We start from the raw sequence: 25,782 nt of genomic DNA on the forward strand, positions 1-25,782 counted from the left end.
GACCACCATGACACAACTTCCACATTTTCAGATGTATATCGATGGTGCGTGGACTGAAGGGGCCGCAGGCCAAACGATGGCCAGCCAAAACCCAGCGACGGGTGAAGATTGGGCAACATTCGCATGTGCTGCACCTGCCGATGTAGATCGGGCAATTGTGGGTGCACGGCGGGCACTGAATAATCCCGCATGGCGTGACATGACACAGACGAAGCGGGGAAAGTTGCTCTATCGTTTGGCGGAACTTATTGAGGAAAACGCGCAAGAACTGGGCCGTCTGGAAACAACAGACAGTGGTAAATTACTGGCCGAAACATCGAGACAAACAGCCTATGTTGGGGACTATTACCGTTACTATGCAGGCCTCGCTGACAAGATCGAAGGCGCTGTGCTGCCGATTGATAAACCCGATATGCATGTATTCACCCGCCGCGAACCCATTGGTGTTGTGGTGGCGATTGTGCCTTGGAACGCGCAGATGTTTCTGGCGGCAACCAAGATAGGGCCGGCGCTTGCCGCCGGCTGCACGGTTGTTTTGAAGGCATCAGAGGTCGCACCTACCCCGATGCTCGCGTTTGCCAAATTGATTGATCAGGCAGGTTTTCCTGCAGGCGTGGTTTCGATCATCACTGGCGACGCTCAAAGCTGCGCAATCCCGCTGACACTGCACCCCGATGTCGACAGGATCGCATTTACCGGCGGGCCAGAAGCCGCGCGGCACGTCGTGAGAAACTCCGCCGAAAACTTCGCCGTCACTTCGCTTGAGTTGGGTGGGAAGTCTCCGATTCTCGTCTTTGATGATGCCGATTTGGAAGGTGCCGCCAATGGCCTGATCGCAGGCAATTTTGGGGCGTCAGGGCAAAGCTGCGTTGCAGGGTCGCGCGGGTTAATTCATCGCCCGATCCTAGATGCGCTAATAGCGAAAATCACTGAGAAAGCCGCGCACATCAATGTGGGCGACCCAATGGACGGCCAGTCCCACCTCGGCCCCGTTTGCACGGCGGCGCAGATCAATAAGATCGAGACGACACTGGCCATAGCAAGAACTCAGGGCGCGAAAATTCACTTTGGTGGTGCGCCACTTGCTCAGGCTGGCAACTATATGGCCCCGACCCTAGTTGAATGCGCAGGCGCGGATACCGATACACTGAAGGTTGAGATGTTTGGCCCCGTGATGTCGTTGATAGCCTTTGACACTGAAGAAGAGGCCATTGCAATTGCCAACGACACGCCCTTTGGACTGGGCTCAGGTGTCTTTACGCAAAACCTTGCGCGCGCCCACCGCGTATCAGCGCGGCTGCATGCGGGCATTTGCTGGGTGAATACCTACCGTGCAATTTCTCCCATTGCTCCGTTTGGCGGCTACAATCAGTCAGGTTACGGGCGTGAGGCTGGGGTCGATGCGATCCATGACTATACACGCACGAAAACCACTTGGATCGATACGTCTAACAGCCCAATGGCAAATCCTTTTGTCATGCGTTGAAAACAGCTGGCAGGAGCACGCTATATTTTCGGCGGTGCAAAGTGTTTGAAAAATTGACTTCAAACCACGTTGCGACATCGCAGATAGATTTTTCGGCTCAAGCTCACCCCAGGCATTTGCCGCCCATTGTGTTTTTCGCTGCATGTCTAGCTCTACGAAAGCTGCTATTGGTCACGCGGTTGCCAAAGTCAGCTTAGCAGCTTTTGGCTGCCCAAAAGAAAACAAAAGGCCCCGAACATTTCTGTCGGAGCCTTTGTTGTTTTGTGGCGGGGTTGCTGCTTCGCTCAGAGGTTGGGATAGATCGGGAAGCGAGCGCACATGGCTTCGACTTCGGCTTTGACCTTGACTTCAACAGCGGCGTTGCCCTCTTCGCCGTTGGCGGCAAGGCCGTCGACGACTTCGATGATCCAGTCGGCGATCTGGCGGAATTCGTCCTCGCCAAAGCCGCGCGTGGTACCGGCGGGGGAGCCGAGGCGGATGCCGGAGGTGACCGTTGGCTTTTCAGGGTCAAACGGCACGCCGTTTTTGTTGCAGGTGATGTGGGCGCGGCCCAATGCCTTGTCCACGATATTACCCGTCACGCCTTTGGGGCGCAGGTCAACCAGCACAACATGGGTGTCGGTGCCGTGGGTCACGGTATCAAGGCCGCCTTTGATCAGCTGGTCAGACAGCGCTTGGGCGTTCTTGATGACCTGCTTGATGTAGGTTTTGAAATCCGGCTGAAGCGCTTCACCAAATGCCACGGCCTTGGCTGCGATGACGTGCATCAGCGGGCCGCCCTGAATGCCGGGGAATATGGCGGAGTTAAACTTCTTGGCCAATGCCTCGTCGTTTGTGACGATCATGCCGCCGCGTGGGCCGCGCAGGGTTTTGTGGGTGGTGGTGGTCGCGACGTGGGCGTGCGGGAATGGGGAGGGGTGCTCTCCGGCTGCAACCAGACCCGCAAAGTGGGCCATGTCGACGTGCAGATAGGCGCCAACGCTGTCAGCGATCTCGCGCATGCGTTTGAAATCGATCTGGCGGGGAATGGCAGAGCCGCCTGCGATGATCATTTTCGGCTGATGCTCGGTGGCGAGTGCCTGTACCTGCTCATAATCGAGCAAGTTGTCCTCTTTGCGCACACCGTACTGGATCGCGTTGAACCATTTGCCAGACTGGTTCGGTTTTGCGCCGTGGGTCAGGTGGCCGCCTGCGTCCAGCGACATGCCTAGGATGGTATCGCCGGGCTGGAGCAGTGCTTGGAAAACACCTTGGTTCGCTTGGGAGCCGGAGTTTGGCTGCACGTTCGCAAAGCTACAGCCGAACAGTTCGCAGGCGCGGTCGATCGCCAGTTGCTCGGCGATATCGACGTATTCGCAGCCACCGTAATAGCGGCGGCCTGGATAGCCTTCGGCGTATTTGTTGGTCATCACCCCGCCTTGCGCTTCCATCACGGCAGCGGAGACGATGTTCTCGGAAGCAATCAGCTCGATCTCGCTGCGCTGTCGGTTGAGTTCTTTTGCTGTCGCGTCAGCGATGGCAGGGTCGGTATCGGCCAGCGAACGGGTGAAAAATTCGGTTGTGTTGGATGACATGTGATTGGCTCCTTGAGCGTGGGGTCCTGTTGCCTTGTTTCGTATCGGAAACGCATGCAGGGGTGAAGACGTGAAAGCGACTGAAGCTGAGATAGATGCGTCTTGCGCGGTCTGCATCTGTCATTTAGCCGCTTCAGTGCATTTAGTCGGGCAGTGCTGGTGCGCACCGGAATATTGTGGTTCTCTGCGGGGAAAGCGGCGCAGATCGGAAACACAATGCCCCAAAAATTAGCCTTTATGGCCAGCAGAGCGCCAGTTGCACAAACCGCACGCGCGGTACTGATCGGTCGATATGGCGATGTGCCGCCCGAAGAGGCCGACGTGATCGTCGCGCTTGGCGGGGACGGATTTATGCTGCAAACCCTGCATGCGACCCAGTCTCTGCCTGCGCCAGTCTACGGCATGAACCGCGGGACCATCGGTTTTTTGATGAATACTTATGCTGAAAGCGATCTGCGGTTGCGGCTTGCGGTGGCGGAGGAGGCGGAGATTAATCCGCTGTCGATGAAAGCCACTCACATGGACGGTACGGAATCGCGCGCCCTCGCGCTCAATGAGGTGGCGCTGTTGCGTCAGGGCCCGCAGGCGGCCAAGCTGCAGATCACCGTCGATGGCCGCCTGCGGATGCAGGCGCTGGTTTGTGACGGGGCACTTTTGGCGACACCTGCAGGATCGACTGCCTATAATTACTCAGCGCACGGCCCGATCCTGCCGATCGGGGCGGATGTGTTGGCGCTGACAGCTGTGGCTGCATTCCGGCCGCGTCGCTGGCGCGGGGCGTTGTTGCCCAAGAACGCACTGGTCCGCTTTGATGTGCTTGAGCCGGAAAAGCGGCCGGTGATGGCAGATGCGGATGGCACCAGCTACCGTGATGTCGCGCGGGTGGAAATCCGGTCGGAGCCAAGCATCATCCACAAAATCCTGTTTGATCCCGGCCACGGCTTGGAAGAGCGGTTGATCTCTGAGCAGTTCACCTGAGCTTCGGGGCGAAGCAACAGGCTGAAATCGGGGGGGCTTTATCTTTCGGCTTCAGCCGAATTGCTAAAGCATTCGCGTTTTTAAGTGAGCCAACTTTTTTTGATCCAGCGGAACGAACATCCCGTCACGGTGTTATTTCAATGAAGAGGGCGCAGTACACAATCACGTGCTCTGGGCCATAAGAGATAATGGAAAAGGAGATCAGCAATGAATTGGGATACAATCAAAGGTAACTGGACTCAGATGACTGGCAAGATCAAGGAAGAGTGGGGCGACCTCACCGATGACGAGATCACCGAAGCCGAAGGCGACCGCGATCAGCTGGTCGGCAAAATTCAGGCAAAATACGGTATTGCCAAGGAAGAAGCCGAGAAGCAGGTGAATTCCTTTGCGGCAAAAGTCAGCTAATAGCTGCCTCATGCTAAAAGAAAACGGCCCCGATTGTGGGGCCGTTTTCTTGTGCTCAAAGCCCATAGGCGGCTTTGGCTTCAGGCTTTTGCAAAGCCAATGGTTTGAAGCGCTTCTTTGATCTCATCAAGGATGGCGGGATCGTCGATTGTCGCCGGAAGTTTGAAGTCTTCTCCGTCCGCAATCTTTACCATTGTCGCCCGCAAAATCTTTCCCGAGCGTGTCTTGGGCAAACGGTCCACAACCAACGCCAGCTTGAACGCTGCGACAGGACCGATCTGGTCCCGAATGCGCTTGACGCATTCTGCCGTGATGTCTGCGTGGTCGCGATCCACACCCTTGGTCAGGCACACAAAACCCATGGGGGCCTGACCTTTCAACTGGTCGCTTACTCCGATCACCGCACATTCGGCTACGTCGGGGTGGCCGGCAAGAACTTCTTCCATGGCGCCAGTAGACAGACGGTGACCTGCAACGTTGATCACGTCATCGGTGCGCGCCATGATGTACAGATACCCGTCTTCATCGATCATTCCTGCATCGCCGGTCTCATAAAAGCCGGGGAAGGTGGTCAGATAGCTTTTGCGGAAGCGGTCCTCGGCGTTCCAAAGCGTGGGCAGAGTACCGGGGGGCAGGGGAAGCTTGATGGCAATCGCCCCAAGCTCGCCCGCTGGCATCGGATGGCCCGCTTCGTCCAAAATTTGCACGTTATAGCCGGGCATGGGCACCGTAGGGGAGCCGATTTTGACCGGTATCGCATCAAGCCCTGCAGGGTTGCCGACAATGGTGAAGCCTGTTTCGGTCTGCCACCAGTGGTCATAGACCGGCTTGCCCAATACATTCTGCGCCCAGATGATTGTGTCGGGATCGGCCCGCTCACCAGCAAGGTAGAGCGCGCGCAGGCAAGACAGGTCGTATTTCGCAACCTCCAGCCCTTTTGGGTCCTCGCGTTTGACGGCGCGGATCGCAGTTGGGGCGGTAAAGAAGCTACGGACGTTATGCTCGGAAATAACGCGCCAGAAGGTGCCTGCATCGGGGGTGCCAACAGGCTTGCCCTCGAACACAACAGTTGTGTTGCCGTGAATCAATGGCCCGTAGGTAATATAACTGTGGCCCACGACCCAGCCTACATCTGAAGCGGCCCAGAACACGTCACCGGGATCGACGTTATAGATATTTTTCATCGTCCAGTTCAACGCCACCAGATGGCCTGCGGTGTGGCGCACAACACCTTTGGGCGCGCCGGTGGTGCCTGAGGTGTAGAGGATATAGGCCGGATGGTTGCCCTCAACCGGGACGCACTCGGCAAGAGTGCCAAGAGCAATCGCCGCGTGCCATTCGAAATCACGGCCTTCAATCAGCTCACAGATTTCCTGTTCGCGTTGCAGGATGATGCAGGCATCGGGCTTGTGACCTGCCAGCTCAATGGCACCGTCGAGCAGAGGCTTGTATTGAACGATGCGGTTCGGCTCCAACCCGCACGAAGCGGCAATGATCGCCTTGGGCGTGCAATCGTCGATCCGCACGGCCAGCTCATTTGCGGCAAACCCGCCGAACACGACCGAATGCACTGCCCCGATACGTGCGCAGGCCAGCATCGCTTCCAGCGCTTCTGGAACCATCGGCATATAGATGATGACGCGGTCGCCCTTTGTGACGCCTTGGGCCACTAGCGCCCCGGCCAGCGCCGCAACGCGGGTTTGCAGTTGCGCGAAGGTGATGGTTTCTTTGGTGTCTGTGATCGGGCTGTCGTAGATGATCGCAGCCTGATCAGCGCGACCGTTCTCAACATGACGGTCCACGGCGTTGTAACAGCCGTTTACCTTGGCATCTGCGTACCATTCGTAAAGGTCATTCCCTTTCTCGAACAGCGCGCGCGTGGGGGCCTCGATCCAGTCGATTGCCTGTGCCTGCTCCAGCCAGAATGCCTCTGGATTGTCAGCAGCTGCTTTATAAACTTCGGCGTATCCCATCGCGTATCCTTCCCTGATGATTGGCAAAGTGTTAGGCGCTGTGATGCCGTGGCGGCAAGCAGAATACGCAAGACGGGTCGGGTTTGTGTAAATGAATTTACACCCGGCGCCTGGCAAATGGTGTGCTGTTTGTATTTTTCGGACCTGTCGGATTTCGGCAGGATTGTCGAAAACGGATCAGATTTTCGGCAAGGGTTTAGCTCTAGTAGGGGTAGGTGCAGACATGACGTCTGCATCAACCTCAAGAAGGTCAAACCCAATGGGCGACAAGCGCGCCAACAAAGACAAACAAGCCAAACGCCGGGTAAAAGCGGTGACCACAGCCCAGACAGCCGCTGTAAAAGCGGCAAGCCTGACGGCACTGGTGGAGCGCAAGAAGTAGACGGGCGGGCGGGGGCAAATCCCCCGCCTTTTTCCTTTTAACCGTACTCGGCAACCGGCGTGCCTGCGATGGCGGCCATATTCAACAGGCCCCGCGCAGTGATTGAGGGGGAGACCACGTGGGCGCGGTTTCCCATTCCCATCAGGATTGGCCCGACTTCCAGACCGCCACCTTTCATCTTCAGAATATTGCGCACACCTGACGCGGCGTCGGCATGGGCGAAGACCAGCACGTTGGCCGGACCTTTCATGCGGTTGTCCGGAAACAACCGCGCGCGCAGTTCGGGATCAAGGGCTGTGTCGATATTCATCTCACCCTCATAGCAGAAATCATGGTTGCCCTCGTCCAGAATGCGGATCGCGCGGCGCAGACGGCTGCCTGACCCTTCGCCCTGATTGCCGAACTGGCTTTGTGAACACATCGCAACATTCGGGGTCAGACCAAAGCGGCGCACATGGCGCGCGGCACCAATAGCGATTTCGGCAAGCTGTTCCGGCGTCGGGTGCTGGTGGACCTGCGTATCCGCGATGAACAGAGGGCCATCCTCAAGGATCATCAGCGACAGTGAGCCATGGGCGCGCCGACCATCACGGCCAAGCACTTGATCGATATAATTGAGGTGCCAGCGGGTTTCCCCGAAGGTACCACAGATCAGGCTGTCAGCCTCTTCGCGGTGCACCATGACCGCACCGATGGCAGTGGTGTTGGTGCGCATGATTGCACGTGCAATATCGGGCGAGACTCCGCGCCGTGCGAGTAGGTTGTGGTAAGTCTCCCAATAATCGCGGTAGCGTGGGTCGTTTTCGGGGTTCACCACATCCACATCGGTACCCAGTTTGAGGGCAAGGCCTGCGCGTTCCATCCGACGCTCGATCACCTCGGGGCGGCCGATGAGGATGGCGCGTTCAGTGGTTTCCTCCAGCATTGCTTGGGCGCAGCGGAGTACACGCTCGTCCTCGCCCTCGGCAAAAACGATGCGGCGCGGAGAAGCGCGCGCGGCCTGAAACACCGGACGCATGAGCAACGCAGATTTGAAGACCGAGCCATCGAGGTGGGCCTTGTAAGCCTCCAGATCAGCGATGGGGCGGGTGGCGACACCCGTCTCCATCGCGGCACGTGCGACAGCGGAGGAAACGATGCCGATCAGGCGCGGGTCAAAGGGTTTGGGGATCAAATATTCCGCGCCAAACGATAGCTTTTCGCCCTGATAAGCGGCGGCGGCCTCGGCCGAGGTGGTGGCGCGTGCCAGTGCTGCGATGCCTTCGATACAGGCGATCTTCATCTCGTCGTTGATGGTGGTTGCGCCCACATCCAGCGCACCGCGGAAGATGAACGGAAAGCACAGGACGTTGTTCACCTGATTGGGAAAGTCCGAACGCCCCGTGGCAATGATGGCATTGGGAGAGACCGCGCGCGCGGCGTCTGGCATGATCTCGGGGTTGGGATTGGCGAGGGCGAAAATGATCGGCGCGTCAGTCATCCGGCTAACCATTTCGGGTGACAGCACATTCGGACCGGAAAGCCCAAGGAACATATCCGCCCCGTCGATAACATCGTCCAAAGTGCGCAGATCGCTTTTCTGCGCGTATTCGGACTTGATCGGGTTCATATCCTCGGTGCGGCCTTCGTAGACCAACCCGTGAATGTCGCACAGCCAGACGTTTTCACGCTTTACGCCCAGCTTCAGCAGCATGTTCAGGCAGGCGATGCCAGCAGCACCTCCACCGGTCGAGACGATCTTGATGTCTTCGAACTTTTTGCCTGCCACAAACAGCGCGTTGGTTGCCGCAGCGCCCACCACGATGGCAGTGCCGTGCTGGTCGTCGTGGAACACAGGGATGTTCATCCGCTCGTTGCAGATGCGTTCAACCGTAAAGCAATCGGGCGCCTTGATGTCTTCAAGGTTGATCGCGCCAAAGGACGGCTCCAGTGCACAAACGATGTCGGCCAGTTTTTCCGGGTCGGACTGGTTCACCTCAATGTCGAAGCAGTCGATACCGGCGAACTTCTTGAACAAGACGGCCTTGCCCTCCATCACCGGTTTTGAGGCCAGTGGCCCAATGTTACCCAAGCCCAGCACCGCCGTTCCGTTGGTGACCACCGCTACCAGATTCGCACGGCTGGTATAGAGAGCAGCGGTCGCGGGATCTTTTTGGATTTCGATGCAGGCTTCCGCCACGCCGGGGCTGTAGGCGCGGGCCAGATCGCGCCCGTTGGCCAATGGTTTGGTCGCCCGAACTTCAAGCTTTCCGGGCTTTGGAAAGGCGTGATAGTCAAGGGCGGCCTGACGGGTTGAGCTGTTGTCGGACATGGGGCTGACCTCATTTTTGGATTTAGTTTAGTATTAAACTATTGCGGCAGAAGTGCCAGCGGGGATTTCGCAAACAGGCGTTGGTTGTTTGTCATTATACTGTGCATAGGTAGCTGTATTGCTAATAATTTGGCCAGCTTAACGCGGGGAAGAAAACTGTGCGAAAAACCGTCGCTTCTCTGGCCGCGCGGCGCTAGGGTGGTCTGCTAGAGACCAAGGAGATCACGATGACAGATTTGCGGCAGGCAGCGCTCGCGGTGCGCGAGAAGGCCTATGCACCCTATTCCAACTTTCAGGTGGGTGCGGCCCTTCGAGGGGCCTCTGGTGCCATCTACAGCGGTTGCAATGTTGAAAACGTGGCCTATCCCGAAGGCACCTGTGCCGAGGCGGGCGCGATTGCTGCGATGATCGCTGCGGGCGAGACTTCGTTTATTGAGGCTTACGTCGTGGCGGGATCGCCCCTGCCAGTGACACCCTGCGGTGGCTGCCGTCAGAAAATGGCGGAATTTGGCGCAGGCGATGTAACGGTGACCATGTCAACGGTAGAAGGCGTAGAGCAGACTATGAGCATTGCCGATCTACTGCCCGGTGCTTTTGATCCTTCTTTCTTGGGGCGTTGAATGAACGCGCGAGGTATATTGGCCAAGCTGCGCCATGATGAGCCACTTGCAGCGGATGAGCTGACATGGATTGCGGCGGCGCTGGCGGACGGACGGCTCAGCGATGCGCAGGCCGGTGCCTTTGCCATGGGCGTATGCCGCAATGGGTTGAGTGAGGCGGGCCGTGTGGCGCTGACACGGGCGATGTGCGCGTCGGGTCATGTGCTGACGTGGGACTTGGACAAGCCTGTGCTCGACAAGCACTCAACCGGTGGAGTCGGCGACTGCGTGAGCCTTGTATTGGCGCCCGCGCTGGCGGCTTGTGGCGCTTATGTGCCGATGATTTCGGGGCGTGGTCTGGGCCACACAGGCGGCACGCTAGACAAGCTTGAGGCGATCCCTGGGGTCGGCGTGATGCTGGATGAGGCGCGTTTGCGCGCGGTTGTGTCACACGTTGGCTGCGCCATTGTCGGGGCGACGGGTCATATCGCACCGGCGGACAAACGGCTTTATGCGGTCCGCGATGTGACGGCCACGGTGGACAGTCTGGACCTTATCACCGCCTCGATCCTCAGCAAGAAGCTGGCGGCGGGGCTTGAAGGTCTGGTGCTGGACGTCAAGGTCGGCTCGGGTGCGTTCATGAAAGATATCGGTGCCGCGCGCGATCTGGCGCAGGCGTTGGTCGGCACGGCAAATGCGGCGGGATGCCCGACGCGCGCCCTGATCAGTGACATGAGCCAGCCGTTGGTGCCTAGCCTTGGAAATGCGTTGGAAGTGGCCGAGGTGATGCGCGTGCTGGGCGGTGAGGTGCAGGGCCCGATTGCAGAGCTTTGCGCGGCCCTTGGCGGTGTGCTGCTTGCGGGCGCAGGGCTGGCCAAAGATGCAGATGACGGTGCTGCGAAGATCGCAGCTGCAATTGCGGATGGCCGCGCCGCAGAGCGTTTTGGCGCGATGATCGCAGCCCTTGGTGGGCCGGTGCACTTTGTCGAAAACTGGCGCCGTTTCCTGCCCGAGGCCACAGTGATGCGCGAAGTCACCGCACCCGCGGCAGGCATTGTGCAGTCCATTGATGGCGAAGCGCTGGGCCTTGCGGTCGTAGCACTCGGCGGCGGACGTGTTGTGGAGAGCGATCCGGTGGACCCTGCGGTAGGTTTGTCGAACGTCGTGCGCTTGGGTGCGCGGGTGGAAAAGGGGCAGCCGTTGGCGGTTGTTCACGCCTCCCGCCCTATGCAGGCGGATCGTTCGGTCGGAGAAGTCCTCGCGGCGATCAAATTGGGTGATGCGCCCGTAAGTGAACCTGCATTGATTGTGGAGCTGATAAGCTGATGGCGAAACGTGCATTCTTGGTAGTGATGGATTCTGTAGGCATCGGCGGTGCGCCGGATGCTGATACATTCTTTAACGGTGATGTGCCGGATACAGGCGCCAACACTCTGGGCCATATTGCGCAAGCCTGTGCTGATGGGCTGGCCGAAGAGGGGCGAAGTGGCCCGCTCCAGTTATCCCATTTGGCGGCGCTGGGCCTTGGTCCGGCGCTAAAGGCCGCCAGCGGGCTGGATATCCAGAGCTTTGACGTGCCGGTGACCGGCACATGGGGAGCTGCGACTGAAGTCTCGCGCGGGAAGGATACGCCATCTGGGCATTGGGAGCTGGCTGGTTTACCTGTTCCGTGGGCTTGGCACTATTTTGAGCAGGTCGAGAATTCGTTCGATGAAGAGCTGATTGCAAAGGTCTGCGCGGCTGTGGGCTGTGAGGGCATCCTTGGCAACTGCCATGCCCCCGGCACTGCGATTATCGAGGCGCTGGGCGCCGAGCATATGCGCACGGGTTACCCGATTTGCTACACCTCAGCAGACAGCGTCTTCCAGATCGCCGCGCATGAAGAAACCTTCGGGCTGGACCGCTTGCTGAAGCTCTGCGCGGACATTGCGCCGATGCTGCATGAAGTGCGCGTGGGTCGCGTGATTGCGCGCCCCTTTGTCGGTAATGCCGAAGCAGGTTTCACCCGCACACCGAACAGACGCGACTTTGCGATCATGCCCCCGCGCCCTGTGTTGAGCAATTGGGTGCAGGACGCTGGGCGGGCCTGTTTTGCCGTGGGTAAGATCGGCGACATTTTCTCGATGCAGGGTTTCGACGAGGTGCGTAAAGGCCCTGACGCCAAGCTCATAGAGCATTTGGGCGATCTTGTCCGCGACGCGCCCGATGGCAGCCTGGCATTTGCCAATTTTGTTGAGTTCGACAGCCTTTATGGTCACCGCCGCGATGTGTCGGGCTATGCCCGTGCGCTGGAGTGGTTTGACCAAGAGATCGGCGCCTTGATCGGGCACCTGCGCGCAGGTGATATCATGGTGCTAACGGCCGATCACGGCAATGATCCCACATGGATCGGCACCGATCATACGCGTGAGCGGGTGCCAGTGCTGGTGGCTGGTGCTGGAGCTGGCACATTGGGACAAATTGGATTTGTGGATGTAGCGTCTTTTGTTGCGGCGCATCTGGGGGTAGACGTGCCTTAAGCCGGACAGCAAGGAGACCGAAATGAGCGATCAATATCTCACCGTAGTGGATCACCCGCTGGTACAGCACAAGCTTACCATCATGCGCGACCGCGATACGCCCACAGCGGTCTTCCGCCAATTGCTGCGCGAAATAAGCCAGCTGCTCGCCTATGAGGTAACGCGCAATCTGGCGATGACGACCAAAAAGATCGAAACGCCCATGCAAACGATGGACGCACCGACGCTGGATGGCAAAAAGCTGGCGCTGATCAGCATTCTGCGCGCAGGCAATGGTCTGCTCGACGGTGTGTTGGAGTTGATCCCATCGGCGCGGGTGGGCTTCGTAGGGCTTTACCGCGATGAAGAAACGCTCAAGCCGGTGCAGTACTATTTTAAAGTACCCGAAGGCCTAGATGACCGGTTGGTGATTGCGGTGGACCCGATGCTGGCGACAGGCAATTCATCCGTCGCGGCGATTGATCTTCTCAAGGAAGCGGGCGCGACAAACATTCGTTTCTTGTGTCTGCTGGCCTCACCTGAAGGGATCGAGCGGATGAAAGAAGCGCATCCCGATGTGCCAATTGTCACTGCATCCGTGGATGATGGCCTTAACGAGCTGGGCTATATCCTGCCTGGGCTTGGTGATGCGGGTGACCGGATGTTTGGCACCAAATAGCGTCTAAGCGTACCCGATTGTCTCTGACATCTGTATCAAGATGATTGGGTAGAGTCTAAAATGTCGCGTAATACATTAGAGTTAAAGCGATTGTTCACGCAATCGCTTTACTCGACCGTGATGGTTTGACATTCTGCCACAATATTATGTGGGGGCGTGCATGAAACTTACAAGACTTGTCACTGTTGCATTTATCTTGGGGTCTGCCAGCGCGGTTGCGCTTTCGGCACAAAGTTATCCGGGTAGCACCCCGTCAGAGTTCCCGCCCACGTCCTACAAGGGCAAGCAATACGTAGATAGCAAAGGCTGTGTGTTCATCCGCGCAGGGATTGACGGAAACGTCTCCTGGGTGCCGCGTGTCACTCGTAAGCGTACCGGCGTTTGCGGGTTCAAACCGACATTTGCGGGTGAAGTGACACCGCCACCTGAGCCGGTACAGACGGCTGCTGTGACCCAGATTGCCAACCCCACACCAGCCCCCAAAGCCAAGGTGACTGCAAAGCCCAAGCCGAAAGTTGTCGCCGCAGCACCCAAGCCAAAGCCGAAAGTTGTGCGTCAGGTTGCCCAACCAGCGCCGCTGATCGTCGAAAAAGCCGTTCAGCCTCCGGCACCTGTTGTGAAAACCGCGCGGGTTGCGCCTGAGGGGCAGACGGCCTGTTTTAACCTGTCACCGATTGCACAGCAATACATGCGGGTCGGACGCTCTCCGGTGCGTTGTGGTCCGCAAGCTGCTCCGATTGTGGGCGCGCGTATTTCCAGCGCACCTGCACCGCGCGCAACCACGGGAACGGTCGTCCAGCGCAAGGTAGCGGTGGCGCAGCAGCCTGTGAACGTGTCGCCAAACACACGGATCGTGCCGCGCCATGTGGCCGTGAACCGTGTAAATACGAACAATGTTAAAGTGCCGCGCGGCTATAAACGCGTTTGGGAAGACGACCGTTTGAACCCCCATCGCGCAGAGCAATCTCTGGCGGGTCACATGGCGATGAGCATGATCTGGACCTCGACGGTGCCACGCCGTCTGATCAATCAGGCGAATGGCTCTGATGTGACCGCTTCTGTGCCGCTGGTGTACCCATACACGGATTATGCCCAGCAACAGCGTGAGCTGGGCGAGGTAACAATCGTGCAGCGTAACGGTCAGACGCTTAAGCGGATCGTGCGAAACGTGACTGGCGTGCTCTCTCCTGAGCCGCGTCAGGCCCGCGTGGCGACCGTGCCGCGCAAGCCGGTCTACTCAAGCCGCTCGGCAACGCCAAAGGCCACAGCCAATCGCGCGCAGCCCAAGGCCGAAGTTGCCGGTCGCGGGTATGTGCAGGTTGGCCGGTTCTCTGATGCCGCTGCAGCGCAGCTTCAGGCGCAGAAAATTCAGCGTATGGGGCTTCCGGTGCGTATTGGTATCTCGAACCGTGATGGCCAAACTTCGCGTTTGGTAATTGCAGGTCCGTTCGGCGCAGAGCGTGACGTGAACCGCGTCATCAGCCGTCTGCGCGGTGCAGGATTCAACGCTTCAGCGCGCTAAAGCGATTAAAAGCTTAATGGGATGGCCCTTCGGAGAGGATCCGGCGGGCCATTTCTTTTGCCCAAGCGGCATAAATAGTGGGTCCGGGGTGAAAGCCGTCTTCGGCCATGTCGTCTGCGTTCAGTGTTTTGGGAAGGGGGACATAGACGCAGTCCGGTTCTGACCGGAGGACCGTTATCAGGGCCGCATCAAAACGCAGCGCCCGCCGCCCCAGTAACCAGCGTAGAGGATCAGGGAGCAGGGGAAAGGCGCCAAGCAGCGGAACTTGAGAGATATAGAGCTGTCGAGCACCGGTCTGGTTGCGCAGCAGCGCGCGCAGATTTCTATGGCAACGCAGCCATCCGGCAAGCGGCCCGCCACGGGTCACATCGTTCACGCCTAGAATAACAATCACTATATCAAAGGCCCACAAATCGGCCTCCTCCAAACGCTTTAGCGTTGTCGGCGTTGTGGCGCCTGTGCTGGCGATTAGCTGCCAGTCCACTGTGTGATGTGCGGCAAGCGCCGAGACCAGCTGTCCTGCAAGGGCAGTTTCTTGGGTGTCTGTCCCGACACCAGCGGCAGAGCTGTCACCGACAATCAGCACTCCAAGCGATGGGCCTTGGCCGGTCTGGCCCTCGCGGGGCCCCGTTGCTTCTGGCAGGCGCAGGGCGCGCTTGCGGAGCAGTAATGCCTGAAGCAACAAGACAGGGGAAAGGACGGCTGCGACCAGCACATCGCTCCGGCTCATCCCCCGCAAATACCTTGTAGGCGCAGCCAAGTGCTGTCGGCGATCAGCGGCTCGGTATCGCGTCCCTGCATCGGGTCACCTTCAATCAGCGCCAGCACGCTTTCCCCTGTGATATCCCGCGCACGGGCGTAGGGAGTGGCGCGCACATCTGACGCCTCGAAGAGGGCCAGCAGGTTTGTTATGTTCGGCTCGGTTCTGGGGATGGTCATCAGATGCTCCGCATAAGTATCCAAAGCAGCGCCAGAGACTTCGCCGGTTGTGAGCAGGCGGAAGTTCTCCCAAGGCCCTACCACGTCCAGCAGATCAGCAAGCGAGTCACGCTCAACCTGCAAGGCAAGCTCGGCCAGAATATAGCCTGCGGCGACATCGGGTTCTTCCCAATCCTCAAACACCGAACGGTCTAAAACGATCACGCCGCCGGGCAAGTGGAGGGCAGGGCGGCCCAAGGCCGGAACCACAGCCAGTTTGACCGTCTGAATGCGGCCCCCAAGGCGGCGAAGCGCGCGCAGCCCTGCCGGATCATTGCACAGCGGACCAGTGACGCGCTCCATACGCTCAATCAGGGAAACACCAAGCGCCTCGCGCTTGACCTGCGGTACCACGCGCAAGGTGTTGTCGCGCATCGCGCCGGGCAGCCAGAAAATCAACAGGCCGGCAACGGCAGTGATGGACAGTCCGACGCCCAACCACCGCAAGCGGCCCGGACGGGGCCGGCGTTTGGCGATGGCGGTGCGCAGCGTCTCGATGGCGCTCACCATCTCTGTCTCGTCCAGCGGAAGCTCCAGCGTTTCGCCTTCGTCGCCGTCGGGGTGGTAGATGGCAGGAAGGACGTCAGGATTGGCGCGGGCCACCGCCGCCAAGGACCAATGCGCAATCGCCTGATCGTTCACGTCAGCGATAATAAGAGTCGCATTTCCGATCGACACAATGACCTCGCGCCGCTGCCCGTCAGGAGCAGGGCGCCAGAGACCTGTGGCCTCAAGGCGGTCATATTTAGGTAACGCGGTCATCGGAGTATCTGCTCGGGGTTGTTATGGAAGCATATTAGCATTTGAGTGGGGCAGGGCAATGCCGGAGGACGATATGCAGATCAGAGTCGCGACAACAGATGATACCAGTGCCATCGCAAAATTGTGGCATGCGCAGTGGCACAGCGCCCATGGAGCCATAGTAGATGCCGATCTGGTTAATTCGCGAATTCCGGCAGAGTTTAACGCGCGCACCACTGCGCATTTACCGCAGACCTATGTTGCACTGGTTGATGGCGCTTTGGCAGGCTTCTTTATGATCGAGGGCGATGAGCTGTATCAGTTCTATATTGCAAACGGTCATCAGGGCAGCGGACTGGCGCAAGGGATGATGACGCACGCCGAAGCGCTGCTGCCCGCACCGCGGGCGTGGCTGGCATGCAGTGTCGGCAACAGCCGCGCGGCACGATTTTATCAGAAATGCGGATGGCAGAATACAGGCGTTGAGGAGCTTAAGGTCGAGACTTCGTCTGGCCCCAAACCTGTCAGCATTTGGCGCTTCGAAAAAGATATTTAGGTAGGCGTCTGCCTAGAGCATTGCGGCGATTTTTCGGAGCTCGAACTTCTGGATCTTGCCGGTCGATGTTTTGGGCAACTCTTGAAATACGACCTTTTTTGGCGCTTTGAAACCTGCCAGTGTCTCTCGGGTGAAAGCGATCAACGTTGCTTCGTCCACCACCGCACCGGGCTTTAGCTCTACAAAGGCGCAGGGCACTTCGCCCCATTTCTCGTCCGGTTTGGCCACCACGGCGGCCAGCATCACAGCGTCATGCCCCATCAGCGTGCCTTCGACCTCAACGGACGAAATATTCTCGCCGCCTGAAATGATGATGTCCTTGGCTCGGTCGGCAATCTGGATATAGCCGTCGCCGTGTTGCACGGCGAGGTCACCGGAATGGAAGTATCCGCCTTTAAAGGCCTCAGAAGTGGCTTCGGGGTTCTTCAGATAGCCTTTCATCACCGAGTTGCCCTGTATCATGATCTCGCCTTGTGTCGTGGCATCGCGTGGCACCTCGGCCATGTTTTCGTCCATGACGGTGATATGTTCCATCATTGGCATGGCGACGCCCTGTCGGGACTTTACAGCGGCGAGGGCTTTCTTATCGAGATCAGCCCAATCAGCCGCGCGCCAGATACATTCGGTCACGTGGCCGTAGGTCTCGGTCAGGCCGTAGACATGGGTGACATTGAACCCCAGTGCTTCGATCTTTCCCAACGTGGCAGGGGCGGGAGGGGCGCCTGCGGTAAAGACTTCGACCAGATGGGGGAAATCGCGACGGTCTTCCTCATCTGCGTTGACCATCATGTTGAGCACGATAGGTGCGCCGCCAAAATGGGTCACGCCGTCATCGGCGATGGCGTCAAAAATGGCCTTGGCCGTGATGTCGCGGGAACAGACCAGCGTGCCGCCGATCAGCGGCATCATCCACGTGTGGTTCCAGCCGTTGCAGTGGAACAGCGGCACAATCTGCATGAATACGGGATGCAGCACCATGCGCCAGCTGATCACTGTGCCCATGGTCATCAGGTAAGCGCCACGGTGGTGATAGACAACGCCTTTAGGCCGACCCGTAGTGCCCGAGGTGTAATTGAGCGCGAGGCTCTCCCATTCATCCTGTGGCATGATCCAGTCATAGCTTTCGTCTGCACCGGCAAGCACATCCTCATAGACCGGATGCCGCCCCGTCGCGGGAAATCCGGCGGGTGCATCGGGAACCTCGATCAGCATTGGCCCTTGGCCCTCCATACGCGAACAGGCCGCTTCTGCCAGTTCGACAAATTGGGTGTCGACCAGCACAACGCGCGCACCGCCGTGTTCGAAGATATAAGTGACCGTGTCGACATCTAGGCGTGTGTTGATGGTGTTAAGCACGGCACCACAAGCGGGCACGCCGAAATGCGCCTCTGCCTGTGCGGGAGTATTGGGCAACAGAGTTGCCACCACTTCACCGCTGTTCACGCCCATGCCCGCCAGCGCCGAAGCGAGCCGTGTGCAGCGTGCATGATACTGGGCATAGGTCACGCGGTGCGCGCCGTAGATCACCGCCATATGTTTGGCAAAGACATCCGCAGCGCGGCGCAGGTGGGACAACGGGCTGAGAGGCACATAATTGGCGGCACATTTCTCCAACCCGGCTTCATCTTTCATCCAGCCCATGTGTAGCCCTCCCTGACAACAATATTGCGCATACGTCCCAGCACGATATGCAGGGGGAAGAAATATGCAATCACCAAGATGGTGAACGCGAAGGGAGAGGGCGACATATGAACGATACAGCATTGCGGCCGGGACTTGCGGCGCTCTCTATTATCGGCGGGATGTTCACACTGGGGATCACCGATAACTTCGTGCCGTATATCTCGGAAACCGGATCATTGTGGCAGTTTCATATGGTGCGCGGGATAATGGCGGTTGTGATGCTGGGGCTGATCGCCGCGCTGGGCTTTGGCGTGATCAAACCGATCAGCTGGCGGGCCGTGATGGGGCGCAGCCTGTTTCCCGCCACGGCGATGCTCATTTATTTCGGCTGCCTTTCTGTTTTGCCGATCGGAGTCGTGGTGGCAGGACTGTTCACGGCGCCGATGTTTGTGTTGCTCATCTCGGTCGTGTTTCAGGGCGCGCGGGTGGGGCCTGTGCGCCTTGGAGCGGTCCTGCTGGGCTTTGTCGGCGCGTTGCTGGTGATCCAGCCTGATCCGCGGGCGCTGGATCCGGTGGCGTTTCTGCCGATTGTGGCGGGGATGCTCTATGCCATTGGGGCTGTGGTCACGCGGTTGTGGTGCGCGCAAGAGGGCACCATCGCGCTGTCTGCAGGATTCTTCGCGATGTTGGCGGTCTTTGGAGCCATCGGTCTGCTGGTCCTGCCAGCAGGCGGACCAACGGGCTTTGACGGTTTCGTACATAGAGGCTGGGTGCAGCTGACAGGGGCCATGTGGTTCTGGATTACAGTGCAGGCTGTCGGCTCAATGATCGGGATCGCGCTTATCTTTCGGGGCTATCTGATCGGAGAGGCGGGCCATGTTGCGGTGTTCGAATACTCGCTGCTGGTGTTTGCCAGCTTCTGGGCTTGGGTGCTATGGGGGCAGACTGTCAACCTGATAGCCCTGACCGGAATGGCACTGATCGCGGGCGCTGGTGTGGTGATCACATTGCGGACCGACGAGGCGATGCCGGTCCGCGCGGTCAAAGTGCCAGAGGAAGCACTATGATCCTGTCCTGCGGACGACGGTATCTATTCATCCATGCGCCCAAGACGGGGGGCACCTCTATGGCGCTGGCGCTAGAGGCGCGGGCGATGAAGGATGACATCATGCTGGGCGATACGCCCAAAGCGCGACAGCGGCGCAAGCGGCTTGATGGTGTCAGCACTACGGGACGGCTATGGAAGCACGCCACGCTGGCCGATCTGGACGGGCTGGTGCAGGCGGATGAACTGGACGGATTGTTCATATTTACCATGGTGCGTAATCCTTGGGACCGAATGGTAAGCTTTTATCACTGGCTTCAGGCGCAGAGCTTTGACCATCCTTCCGTTACGCTTGCCAAACAACTCGGGTTCGAGGCCTTCGTGGCCGAGCCGGTGATCGTGCAGAGCTTGGCCAATTCTCCAGCGACATCCTACGTGACCGATGCCAGCGGCCGCGAGCGTGCCGATCTGTTTATTCGGCTTGAGCATCTGTCAGAGGACTTGGTGCCGCTAGAAGAGCATCTGGGCTTCAAACTGGACCTGCCGCATGTGAACCGCAGCACAAGGGCGGCGGACTACCGTGTTGCCTATACCGATGCCAGCCGGGATCGGGTGGCGCAGATGTGCGCGTCTGACATCGCGCGTTTTGGTTACCGGTTCGAGAATTAACCAAAGAATCACATTTTAGGCGATTGTGGGGCGGGGAAGAATTCTTGGCTTATGTCATAATTCTCAAGCATCGCGTGTGAGATTGTCGGCAAAATCAACCAAATCTTAGGGCTTCTGGGTGAATTGTACCTCTATTCGGGGACAATACCTCAAATCTGCCCTGATCATGGCGCTTGCTTGCCCTGAGAATCACGCCAATTGGTTTCAACAAAACAACGCACCACAAAGAGGGTGCAGACTAAGGTGAATGGAAACGATGTTTGGAATGGGTTTTAAGACACAACAACCTGTACACCGCGCAGTTGAGATGAGCGGTGCCTATGATGGGTGTATGGCAACATTGAGCCATGGCCTGATGATCGGAACGAGGGTTGCCAGCAATCTGGGCTGGCGTGCAATTGATGCATTGGCCGTTGGCGACAAGGCGCTGACCTTTGATCACGGCATGCAGGAGATTACCGAAATCCGCCGCGCCCATGTTTGGCTCGATGCTCCTGAAACCGCTGACATGATGTGGCCTGTCGTGATCCCCGAAGGGGCGCTGGGCAACCGTGAAGAACTGGTGTTGCTCCCTGATCAGGGCGTGATGATTGAAAGCGACGCGGCGCAGGACCTCAACGGTGACCCGTTTGTCATCATGACCGCGCATAACCTTGTCGGCCTGCGCGGTATCCGCCGTCGCCAACCCCTCCAGCGGGTTGAACTGGTTGCCGTGTATTTCGAATATGACGAAGTGATCTATGCCGAAGGTGGCGCGCTGATCCATTGCCCTGCGGATATTTCCACTCTGGATAAGTTTCTTGAGGCAGGCTCTCAGACCTACGTCGTTCTGGACGGCGAAGAAGCAGAAGAGCTGGCGTTCCACATCGGTCTTGAAGACCATATGGAAGCATCAGCAGAGGCCGAATACCTCCGCGCCTCTTTGTAAAACCAAAGCCTGCGAAGGCCACAGAAACTCAACCATTCCCCGTGGTTTCAAAGAGGTCGCTCACGCGGCCCCTTTTTGCTTGTCTCAGGGCCCGCTTGCGCGAAAACGATATAGCTAAAACAAACACGAAAAAGGGGCGCTAGAAGCGCCCCTTTTGATTGGTTCGGATACCTAGGATCAGGCTGCGTTGGCAGATTTTGGGCCAAAGCGGCCGTAGAACGCCTGGTTTTTCGCGGCCATCTCACGCAGCAGGTCAGGGCATTTGAACCGCTCACCGAATTGCTCCTCGAGTTGGTCACAGCGTTCGGCCGCATAGGGTGTGCCGATCATGTCGAGCCATGAGAACGGGCCGCCGGACCAAGGTGCAAAGCCCCAGCCAAGGATCGCGCCAACATCGCCTTCGCGGATGTCCATCAGAACGCCTTCTTCCAGCGCACGAACTGCTTCCAGCACCTGCACAAACATCAGACGGTCCTGAACGTCCTGCAACGGAGGCTGGACTTCGGCCAGCGGGTACTTGTCCTGCATGCCTTTCCAATAGCCCAGACGCTTGCCTTTTTCGTCATAGTCGAAATAGCCCGCTTTGGTTTTACGACCCAAGCGGCCCTGCTCTTCGAGCCAGACAATCAGATTATCCGCTTCGGAGGCTGGATAGGCGTTGCCCATCGCGGCCTTCGTGGCGCGCATGATCTTGGTGGCCAGATCAACAGAGGTCTCATCGCCCAGCTGCACAGGACCAACAGGGAAGCCCAGCATTTGTGCGGCTTGATCGATGTACCAAGGTGCCACACCTTCGGTGATCATGCGGTTTGCTTCGCCACCGTAAGGGATGATGCAACGGTTCGCATAGAAGAAGCGCGCATCGTTGACCACGATCGGCGTCTTGCGGATCTGGCGCACATAATCGAGCGCTTTTGCCACCGCGCGGTCACCTGTGTTGGCGCCTTTGATAATTTCCACCAGCAACATCCGCTCAACAGGTGAGAAGAAGTGGATGCCGATGAACTGTTCTTGGCGGCTTGACGCTTTGGCCAGATCGGTGATTGGCAGGGTGGAGGTGTTGGAGGCAAAGATGCAATCCTCGGGGATCACAGCCTCGACCTTTTGGGTCATCTCGGCTTTGACCTTCGGGTCCTCGAACACAGCTTCGATGATCAGATCGCAGCCTTTAAGCGCGTCCAGATCAGGCGTGGCAGTGATGAGAGACAGCAGTGCCTCTTTCTTCTCAACAGTGCCCTTCTTGCGGGCAATGCCTTTGTCCAGATAAGCTTCGGAATAGGCTTTGCCCTTGTCGGCAGCCGCCTGATCACGGTCGATCAGCACAACTTCGATGCCCGCCTGAGCGGAGACAAGCGCGATGCCTGCACCCATCATACCGGCACCCAATACGCCCAGCTTTTTAACGCGCTGGTCAGGGATACCTTTGGGGCGCACAGCGCCTTTTTCTAGCGCTTCTTTGTTTAGAAAGAGCGAGCGGATCATCGCAGAGGACGTCGGGTTCAGCAGGACGGATGTGAACCAGCGCGCCTCGATCTTCAGGGCTGTGTCGAACGGCACCAGTGCGCCTTCATAAACCGCTGACAGCAATGCTTTGGCCGCTGGGTAGACGCCTTTTGTCTTGCCGTTCACCATCGCAGAGGCGCCAACAAACGTCATGAAACCTGCTGGGTGGTAAGGCGCGCCGCCGGGCATTTTGTAGCCCTTGGCATCCCAAGGCTTGAGCGTGTCGGCATCCGTGGCCGACAGGACCCATGCACGGGCATCTACCATCGGATCATCACTGACCTCGTTGATGATGCCAGCTTTTTTCGCGGCATCGGGGGACAGCATCTTGCCTTCCAACAGCAGCGGTGAGGCAGCCATTGCGCCCAGCATGCGCACAAGGCGCGTGGTGCCACCGGCACCGGGGAAAATACCAACCTGAATTTCCGGCAGGCCGATACGGGCCTTGGGGTTGTTGGCGACAAAGGTGCGGTGCGTGGCCAATGGCAGCTCAAGTCCGATACCAGCGGCGGTACCGGGCAGAACAGCAGCGACAGGCTTGCCGCCTTTGTTGGTCTTGGGATCCATGCCTGCACGCTCGATCTTGCGGAGCAGTTTGTGCATGCGCATCGTGCCTTCGAACAGGCCGCGTGCCGGATCGTCGCCTGCGTCGTCTTTCATTTTGACCAGCAGGTTCAGGTCCATGCCGCCCGCGAAAGAACCCTCTTTGCCGGAGGTGATGATGATGCCTTTAACGGCTTCGTCGGCCAGCGCCTGATCGGTCAGCGCGTCCAGCTCTTCAAGGCCGTTGATGGACATCACGTTCATCGATTTGTCTTCGACGTCCCATGTGATGGTGGCGATGCCTTCGGCGTCGATGTTCATTGTAAAATCGGTCATATGTCTCTCCCGGATTTGGGTTTTTTCGTGGGACGCTGGGATTCGTAATTAGCAAACTTCTCCAATAACATTTCTACCAGCGCCAAAGTGGCTTCAGGACCGCTGCTGCAGTCTTCCTCACTCAGCAAGATGCGTTTGAAGTGATTGAATTCGGCCCGGTCGATTTCATTACTCGGGTCATTTTTATGTTTGAAGAACAGCGGCGGGTCGCTTTGGAACAACCTGACGTAGTCGCCATCATGGGCGACCCTGATCTTCAAATTATCCATGCCATTGGCGGCTGCCAACTTGGCAACCGCATGAAAAGGGTGGGAGCTGACGGCCATTATACGCGCTCGATAATGGTTGCGGCACCCATGCCGGACGCGATGCAAAGCGTTGCAAGACCCACTTCTTTGTCAGCGCGCTCCAGCTCATCCAGAAGCGTGCCGATGATCATCGCACCGGTCGCACCCAGCGGGTGGCCCATCGCGATGGCACCGCCGTTTACGTTTACGCGGTCATGGTCCACATTGAATGCTTGCATGAACCGCAGCACGACAGATGCAAAAGCTTCGTTCACTTCGAACAGGTCGATGTCTTTGATATCCATGCCATTATCGGCAAGGATTTTCTGCGTCACAGGAACGGGACCAGTCAGCATGATGGTTGGATCGGTGCCTATTTTGGCGGTTGCACGGATGCGCGCGCGCGGCTTGAGGCCGTATTTCTCACCGAATTCCTTGTTGCCGATCAGCACAGCCGCGGCACCGTCTACGATACCACTGGAGTTGCCCGCATGGTGGATGTGGTTGATCTTTTCCAGATGCGGGTATTTCAGCAATGCAACCTTATCAAAGCCGGGCATGACTTCACCCATGGCCTGAAATGCAGGGTTCAGCGCGCCAAGAGACTGCATGTCGGTCTGCGGGCGCATGTATTCGTCATGGCTGAGGATCTCGAGGCCGTTTTGATCGCGAATGGTGATCACGGATTTGGCGAACCGGTTTTCATCCCACGCCTTTTTCGCGCGTTGCTGGGAGGCAATTGCCAGCTGATCCGCCTGATCGCGGGTAAAGCCATATTCAGTGGCGATAATGTCCGCCGAGATGCCCTGCGGTACAAAATATTTGTCCATTGCGATGGAAGGATCGGCAGCAATTGCGGCCCCGTCGCTGCCCATCGGCACGCGGCCCATCATCTCAACCCCGCCTGCGATGTAGGCCATGCCAGCCCCGCCTTTGACCTGATTAGCCGCAAGGTTCACGGCTTCCATGCCAGAGGCGCAGAAACGGTTGATGGCAAGACCTGGAATACGCTCGTCCAGATCCGAGGCGAGAACGGCAGAGCGGGCAAGGCAGCCGCCTTGTTCCATCACTTGAGTTACATTGCCCCAGATTACATCCTCAACAGCGTGGCCTTCTAGGTTGTTGCGTTCTTTCAAAGCGTTGAGCGTCAGCGCCGAGAGGCGCAGGGATGTCAGCTCGTGCAGCGCGCCGTCAGCGCGGCCTTTGCCACGCGGTGTGCGCAGGGCGTCATAGATATATGCTTCGGTCATGATTGAGGTCCTTTCTGGAGGAAGTCGTCCAGCTGTTTGGCGAGATAGGCAACCTCACGGGGTGTGAGGCTGTATTGTGCTTTGCCTTCGTCGGTAAAAAACCGGAAGGTCACGGGCTTTGCGGCATCGTCGGTTTCATACATCATCAGCCCCTCCGAAATCTGCTTTCTGCCTAGTGTGGCACTGCGGAAGGGGCTGAACGTTGCAAACCAGCGGGAGGCCGCAGCAAATATCATGCGCGGTCGGCGGGCGAGCCGGGCATCAGGTCATAGGGTGATTTCCAGCCCGGTGTTTCGGACAGGCGTGTCAGCCAGGCGTCGATGTTCGGATATGCGCTGCGGTCAAAGCCGAACGGTTCCGGGTAATAGAGATAGCCGCAGCAGCTAAGGTCGGCGTTGGTGATGCTGTCACCCACAATCCAGTCGCGTACCTCAAGGTGCGCGTTCAGCAGCTCATACGCAGCGGCAAGGCGGCCTTGGTTGAAGGCAATCACCTCTTTTGGTTGCTTGTCCGCGGGCAGGAAGTTCATCAAGAACCGCGTCATACCGGCCATCGAGCTGAGCTTGTGGTTGTCCCAGAGAACCCACCGCAGAATTTCGCGCCGCTCGGTCGCATCTTTGCCGCCGAATTTTCCCGACTTTTCGGACACGTAGTCCTGGATGACACCCGACTGGGTCAGCTTGACATCGCCGTCTATCATTACCGGCGCTTCGCCCATTGCGTTGATCATCCCGCGATAATCCTGCGTGCGTGTTTCGCCACCAAAGAAGTCAACTTTCACAGGCTCCCAATCCAGACCCGAGAGTTGCAGAGCTAGGGCCGCCTTATACGCGTTGCCGCTTTCGCCGAAGCAGTAGAGTTTGATTGTCATAGGTCCGGTTCCTGTTGTTGATCGTGGGTGCGGATGAGCCCG

The 25,782-nt window shown here is 58.2% G+C and carries 24 protein-coding genes; 13 read left to right on the plus strand and 11 right to left on the minus strand.

Going from position 1 to position 25,782, the window contains the following annotated elements; all coding sequences use genetic code 11:
* Nucleotides 1–7 precede the first annotated feature (7 nt).
* Complete coding sequence (locus V7730_RS03020; RefSeq protein WP_335746111.1) at nt 8–1,486, plus strand: aldehyde dehydrogenase; 1,479 nt, start codon at nt 8–10, stop codon at nt 1,484–1,486.
* A 284-nt stretch (nt 1,487–1,770) separates the two neighbouring features.
* Here the strand turns inward: V7730_RS03020 and glyA are convergent, their stop codons facing one another.
* The gene (glyA, locus tag V7730_RS03025; protein ID WP_335746112.1) at nt 1,771–3,060 is read right to left on the minus strand and encodes a serine hydroxymethyltransferase; all 1,290 of its coding nucleotides are present in this window, start codon (nt 3,058–3,060) and stop codon (nt 1,771–1,773) included.
* A gap of 216 nt (nt 3,061–3,276) precedes the next feature.
* On the opposite strand from glyA, the gene V7730_RS03030 reads away from it, so the two are divergent.
* Nucleotides 3,277–4,038 carry an NAD kinase gene (locus tag V7730_RS03030; protein WP_335746113.1) on the plus strand — a complete coding sequence of 254 codons (762 nt, stop codon included), beginning with the start codon at nt 3,277–3,279 and terminating at the stop codon, nt 4,036–4,038.
* A gap of 207 nt (nt 4,039–4,245) precedes the next feature.
* On the plus strand, nt 4,246–4,446 hold the full coding sequence (locus V7730_RS03035) for a CsbD family protein (protein WP_335746114.1): 201 nt from the start codon (nt 4,246–4,248) through the stop codon (nt 4,444–4,446).
* Between the two features lie 80 nt (nt 4,447–4,526).
* On the opposite strand, the gene V7730_RS03040 is transcribed toward V7730_RS03035, so the two are convergent.
* A complete protein-coding gene (locus V7730_RS03040; protein WP_335746115.1) occupies nt 4,527–6,419 on the minus strand; it encodes a propionyl-CoA synthetase in 1,893 nt (630 codons plus the stop codon).
* A 259-nt stretch (nt 6,420–6,678) separates the two neighbouring features.
* On the opposite strand from V7730_RS03040, the gene V7730_RS03045 reads away from it, so the two are divergent.
* Nucleotides 6,679–6,801 carry a hypothetical protein gene (locus V7730_RS03045; protein WP_335746116.1) on the plus strand — a complete coding sequence of 41 codons (123 nt, stop codon included), beginning with the start codon at nt 6,679–6,681 and terminating at the stop codon, nt 6,799–6,801.
* A 37-nt stretch (nt 6,802–6,838) separates the two neighbouring features.
* Here V7730_RS03045 and V7730_RS03050 read toward each other — a convergent pair whose 3' ends face one another.
* Entirely contained in the window at nt 6,839–9,112 is a 2,274-nt protein-coding gene (locus V7730_RS03050; protein WP_335746117.1) for an NADP-dependent malic enzyme, read from the minus strand.
* A 227-nt stretch (nt 9,113–9,339) separates the two neighbouring features.
* Between V7730_RS03050 and V7730_RS03055 the strand changes: the two genes are divergently transcribed.
* From V7730_RS03055 to V7730_RS03075, 5 genes are all read left to right on the plus strand, one after another.
* Nucleotides 9,340–9,732: a cytidine deaminase gene (locus V7730_RS03055; protein WP_335746118.1), complete on the plus strand. Its 393-nt coding sequence runs from the start codon at nt 9,340–9,342 to the stop codon at nt 9,730–9,732.
* Nucleotides 9,733–11,037, plus strand: coding sequence for a thymidine phosphorylase (locus V7730_RS03060; protein WP_335746119.1), 1,305 nt, complete (start codon nt 9,733–9,735; stop codon nt 11,035–11,037).
* Nucleotides 11,037–12,230 carry a phosphopentomutase gene (locus tag V7730_RS03065; protein WP_335746120.1) on the plus strand — a complete coding sequence of 398 codons (1,194 nt, stop codon included), beginning with the start codon at nt 11,037–11,039 and terminating at the stop codon, nt 12,228–12,230. Before V7730_RS03060 ends, V7730_RS03065 begins: the two co-directional genes overlap by 1 nt.
* 22 nt (nt 12,231–12,252) lie before the next feature.
* A complete protein-coding gene (gene upp, locus V7730_RS03070; protein ID WP_335746121.1) occupies nt 12,253–12,888 on the plus strand; it encodes a uracil phosphoribosyltransferase in 636 nt (211 codons plus the stop codon).
* A 160-nt stretch (nt 12,889–13,048) separates the two neighbouring features.
* Nucleotides 13,049–14,410 (plus strand): SPOR domain-containing protein, encoded by a 1,362-nt coding sequence (locus V7730_RS03075; protein WP_335746122.1) that lies wholly within the window; start codon nt 13,049–13,051, stop codon nt 14,408–14,410.
* Between the two features lie 13 nt (nt 14,411–14,423).
* Here V7730_RS03075 and V7730_RS03080 read toward each other — a convergent pair whose 3' ends face one another.
* Complete coding sequence (locus V7730_RS03080) at nt 14,424–15,140, minus strand: SGNH/GDSL hydrolase family protein (RefSeq protein ID WP_335746123.1); 717 nt, start codon at nt 15,138–15,140, stop codon at nt 14,424–14,426.
* Complete coding sequence (locus V7730_RS03085; protein WP_335746124.1) at nt 15,137–16,150, minus strand: hypothetical protein; 1,014 nt, start codon at nt 16,148–16,150, stop codon at nt 15,137–15,139. Before V7730_RS03085 ends, V7730_RS03080 begins: the two co-directional genes overlap by 4 nt.
* Nucleotides 16,151–16,223: 73 nt before the next feature.
* Here V7730_RS03085 and V7730_RS03090 point away from each other — a divergent pair, with 73 nt between their 5' ends.
* Entirely contained in the window at nt 16,224–16,685 is a 462-nt protein-coding gene (locus V7730_RS03090) for a GNAT family N-acetyltransferase (protein WP_335746125.1), read from the plus strand.
* A gap of 12 nt (nt 16,686–16,697) precedes the next feature.
* Here the strand turns inward: V7730_RS03090 and V7730_RS03095 are convergent, their stop codons facing one another.
* Nucleotides 16,698–18,326 carry an AMP-binding protein gene (locus tag V7730_RS03095; RefSeq protein ID WP_335746126.1) on the minus strand — a complete coding sequence of 543 codons (1,629 nt, stop codon included), beginning with the start codon at nt 18,324–18,326 and terminating at the stop codon, nt 16,698–16,700.
* Nucleotides 18,327–18,433: 107 nt separating this feature from the next.
* Here V7730_RS03095 and V7730_RS03100 point away from each other — a divergent pair, with 107 nt between their 5' ends.
* From V7730_RS03100 to V7730_RS03110, 3 genes are all read left to right on the plus strand, one after another.
* The gene (locus V7730_RS03100) at nt 18,434–19,375 is read left to right on the plus strand and encodes a DMT family transporter (RefSeq protein ID WP_335746127.1); all 942 of its coding nucleotides are present in this window, start codon (nt 18,434–18,436) and stop codon (nt 19,373–19,375) included.
* Complete coding sequence (locus tag V7730_RS03105; RefSeq protein WP_335746128.1) at nt 19,372–20,022, plus strand: sulfotransferase family 2 domain-containing protein; 651 nt, start codon at nt 19,372–19,374, stop codon at nt 20,020–20,022. Before V7730_RS03100 ends, V7730_RS03105 begins: the two co-directional genes overlap by 4 nt.
* A gap of 265 nt (nt 20,023–20,287) precedes the next feature.
* Nucleotides 20,288–20,950 (plus strand): Hint domain-containing protein, encoded by a 663-nt coding sequence (locus V7730_RS03110; RefSeq protein ID WP_335746129.1) that lies wholly within the window; start codon nt 20,288–20,290, stop codon nt 20,948–20,950.
* A 177-nt stretch (nt 20,951–21,127) separates the two neighbouring features.
* On the opposite strand, the gene V7730_RS03115 is transcribed toward V7730_RS03110, so the two are convergent.
* From V7730_RS03115 to V7730_RS03135, 5 genes are all read right to left on the minus strand, one after another.
* Complete coding sequence (locus V7730_RS03115) at nt 21,128–23,332, minus strand: 3-hydroxyacyl-CoA dehydrogenase NAD-binding domain-containing protein (protein ID WP_335746130.1); 2,205 nt, start codon at nt 23,330–23,332, stop codon at nt 21,128–21,130.
* A complete protein-coding gene (locus V7730_RS03120; RefSeq protein WP_335746131.1) occupies nt 23,329–23,658 on the minus strand; it encodes an acetyl-CoA acetyltransferase in 330 nt (109 codons plus the stop codon). The genes V7730_RS03115 and V7730_RS03120 overlap by 4 nt, the downstream gene beginning before the upstream one ends.
* On the minus strand, nt 23,658–24,869 hold the full coding sequence (locus tag V7730_RS03125; RefSeq protein WP_335746132.1) for an acetyl-CoA C-acetyltransferase: 1,212 nt from the start codon (nt 24,867–24,869) through the stop codon (nt 23,658–23,660). Before V7730_RS03125 ends, V7730_RS03120 begins: the two co-directional genes overlap by 1 nt.
* Nucleotides 24,866–25,015 (minus strand): hypothetical protein, encoded by a 150-nt coding sequence (locus tag V7730_RS03130; RefSeq protein ID WP_335746133.1) that lies wholly within the window; start codon nt 25,013–25,015, stop codon nt 24,866–24,868. The genes V7730_RS03125 and V7730_RS03130 overlap by 4 nt, the downstream gene beginning before the upstream one ends.
* 86 nt (nt 25,016–25,101) lie before the next feature.
* Nucleotides 25,102–25,740: a glutathione S-transferase family protein gene (locus V7730_RS03135; protein ID WP_335746134.1), complete on the minus strand. Its 639-nt coding sequence runs from the start codon at nt 25,738–25,740 to the stop codon at nt 25,102–25,104.
* Between the last annotated feature and the right edge of the window lie 42 nt (nt 25,741–25,782).

The organism is Sulfitobacter sp. (assembly GCF_036961165.1).
Taxonomy (GTDB): Bacteria; Pseudomonadota; Alphaproteobacteria; order Rhodobacterales; family Rhodobacteraceae; genus Sulfitobacter.

Coding starts and splice junctions, on each gene's coding strand:
- V7730_RS03125 (WP_335746132.1), bottom strand. CDS start 24,869: ATGACCGAAGCATATATCTATGACGCCCTGCGCACACCGCGTGGCAAA.
- V7730_RS03095 (WP_335746126.1), bottom strand. CDS start 18,326: ATGGGCTGGATGAAAGATGAAGCCGGGTTGGAGAAATGTGCCGCCAAT.
- V7730_RS03115 (WP_335746130.1), bottom strand. CDS start 23,332: ATGACCGATTTTACAATGAACATCGACGCCGAAGGCATCGCCACCATC.
- V7730_RS03120 (WP_335746131.1), bottom strand. CDS start 23,658: ATGGCCGTCAGCTCCCACCCTTTTCATGCGGTTGCCAAGTTGGCAGCC.
- V7730_RS03040 (WP_335746115.1), bottom strand. CDS start 6,419: ATGGGATACGCCGAAGTTTATAAAGCAGCTGCTGACAATCCAGAGGCA.
- V7730_RS03110 (WP_335746129.1), top strand. CDS start 20,288: ATGGGTTTTAAGACACAACAACCTGTACACCGCGCAGTTGAGATGAGC.
- V7730_RS03030 (WP_335746113.1), top strand. CDS start 3,277: ATGCCCCAAAAATTAGCCTTTATGGCCAGCAGAGCGCCAGTTGCACAA.
- V7730_RS03090 (WP_335746125.1), top strand. CDS start 16,224: ATGCAGATCAGAGTCGCGACAACAGATGATACCAGTGCCATCGCAAAA.
- V7730_RS03055 (WP_335746118.1), top strand. CDS start 9,340: ATGACAGATTTGCGGCAGGCAGCGCTCGCGGTGCGCGAGAAGGCCTAT.
- V7730_RS03135 (WP_335746134.1), bottom strand. CDS start 25,740: ATGACAATCAAACTCTACTGCTTCGGCGAAAGCGGCAACGCGTATAAG.
- V7730_RS03045 (WP_335746116.1), top strand. CDS start 6,679: ATGGGCGACAAGCGCGCCAACAAAGACAAACAAGCCAAACGCCGGGTA.
- V7730_RS03130 (WP_335746133.1), bottom strand. CDS start 25,015: ATGATGTATGAAACCGACGATGCCGCAAAGCCCGTGACCTTCCGGTTT.
- V7730_RS03065 (WP_335746120.1), top strand. CDS start 11,037: ATGGCGAAACGTGCATTCTTGGTAGTGATGGATTCTGTAGGCATCGGC.
- V7730_RS03020 (WP_335746111.1), top strand. CDS start 8: ATGACACAACTTCCACATTTTCAGATGTATATCGATGGTGCGTGGACT.
- V7730_RS03035 (WP_335746114.1), top strand. CDS start 4,246: ATGAATTGGGATACAATCAAAGGTAACTGGACTCAGATGACTGGCAAG.
- upp (WP_335746121.1), top strand. CDS start 12,253: ATGAGCGATCAATATCTCACCGTAGTGGATCACCCGCTGGTACAGCAC.
- glyA (WP_335746112.1), bottom strand. CDS start 3,060: ATGTCATCCAACACAACCGAATTTTTCACCCGTTCGCTGGCCGATACC.
- V7730_RS03080 (WP_335746123.1), bottom strand. CDS start 15,140: ATGAGCCGGAGCGATGTGCTGGTCGCAGCCGTCCTTTCCCCTGTCTTG.
- V7730_RS03075 (WP_335746122.1), top strand. CDS start 13,049: ATGAAACTTACAAGACTTGTCACTGTTGCATTTATCTTGGGGTCTGCC.
- V7730_RS03085 (WP_335746124.1), bottom strand. CDS start 16,150: ATGACCGCGTTACCTAAATATGACCGCCTTGAGGCCACAGGTCTCTGG.
- V7730_RS03050 (WP_335746117.1), bottom strand. CDS start 9,112: ATGTCCGACAACAGCTCAACCCGTCAGGCCGCCCTTGACTATCACGCC.
- V7730_RS03105 (WP_335746128.1), top strand. CDS start 19,372: ATGATCCTGTCCTGCGGACGACGGTATCTATTCATCCATGCGCCCAAG.
- V7730_RS03060 (WP_335746119.1), top strand. CDS start 9,733: ATGAACGCGCGAGGTATATTGGCCAAGCTGCGCCATGATGAGCCACTT.
- V7730_RS03100 (WP_335746127.1), top strand. CDS start 18,434: ATGAACGATACAGCATTGCGGCCGGGACTTGCGGCGCTCTCTATTATC.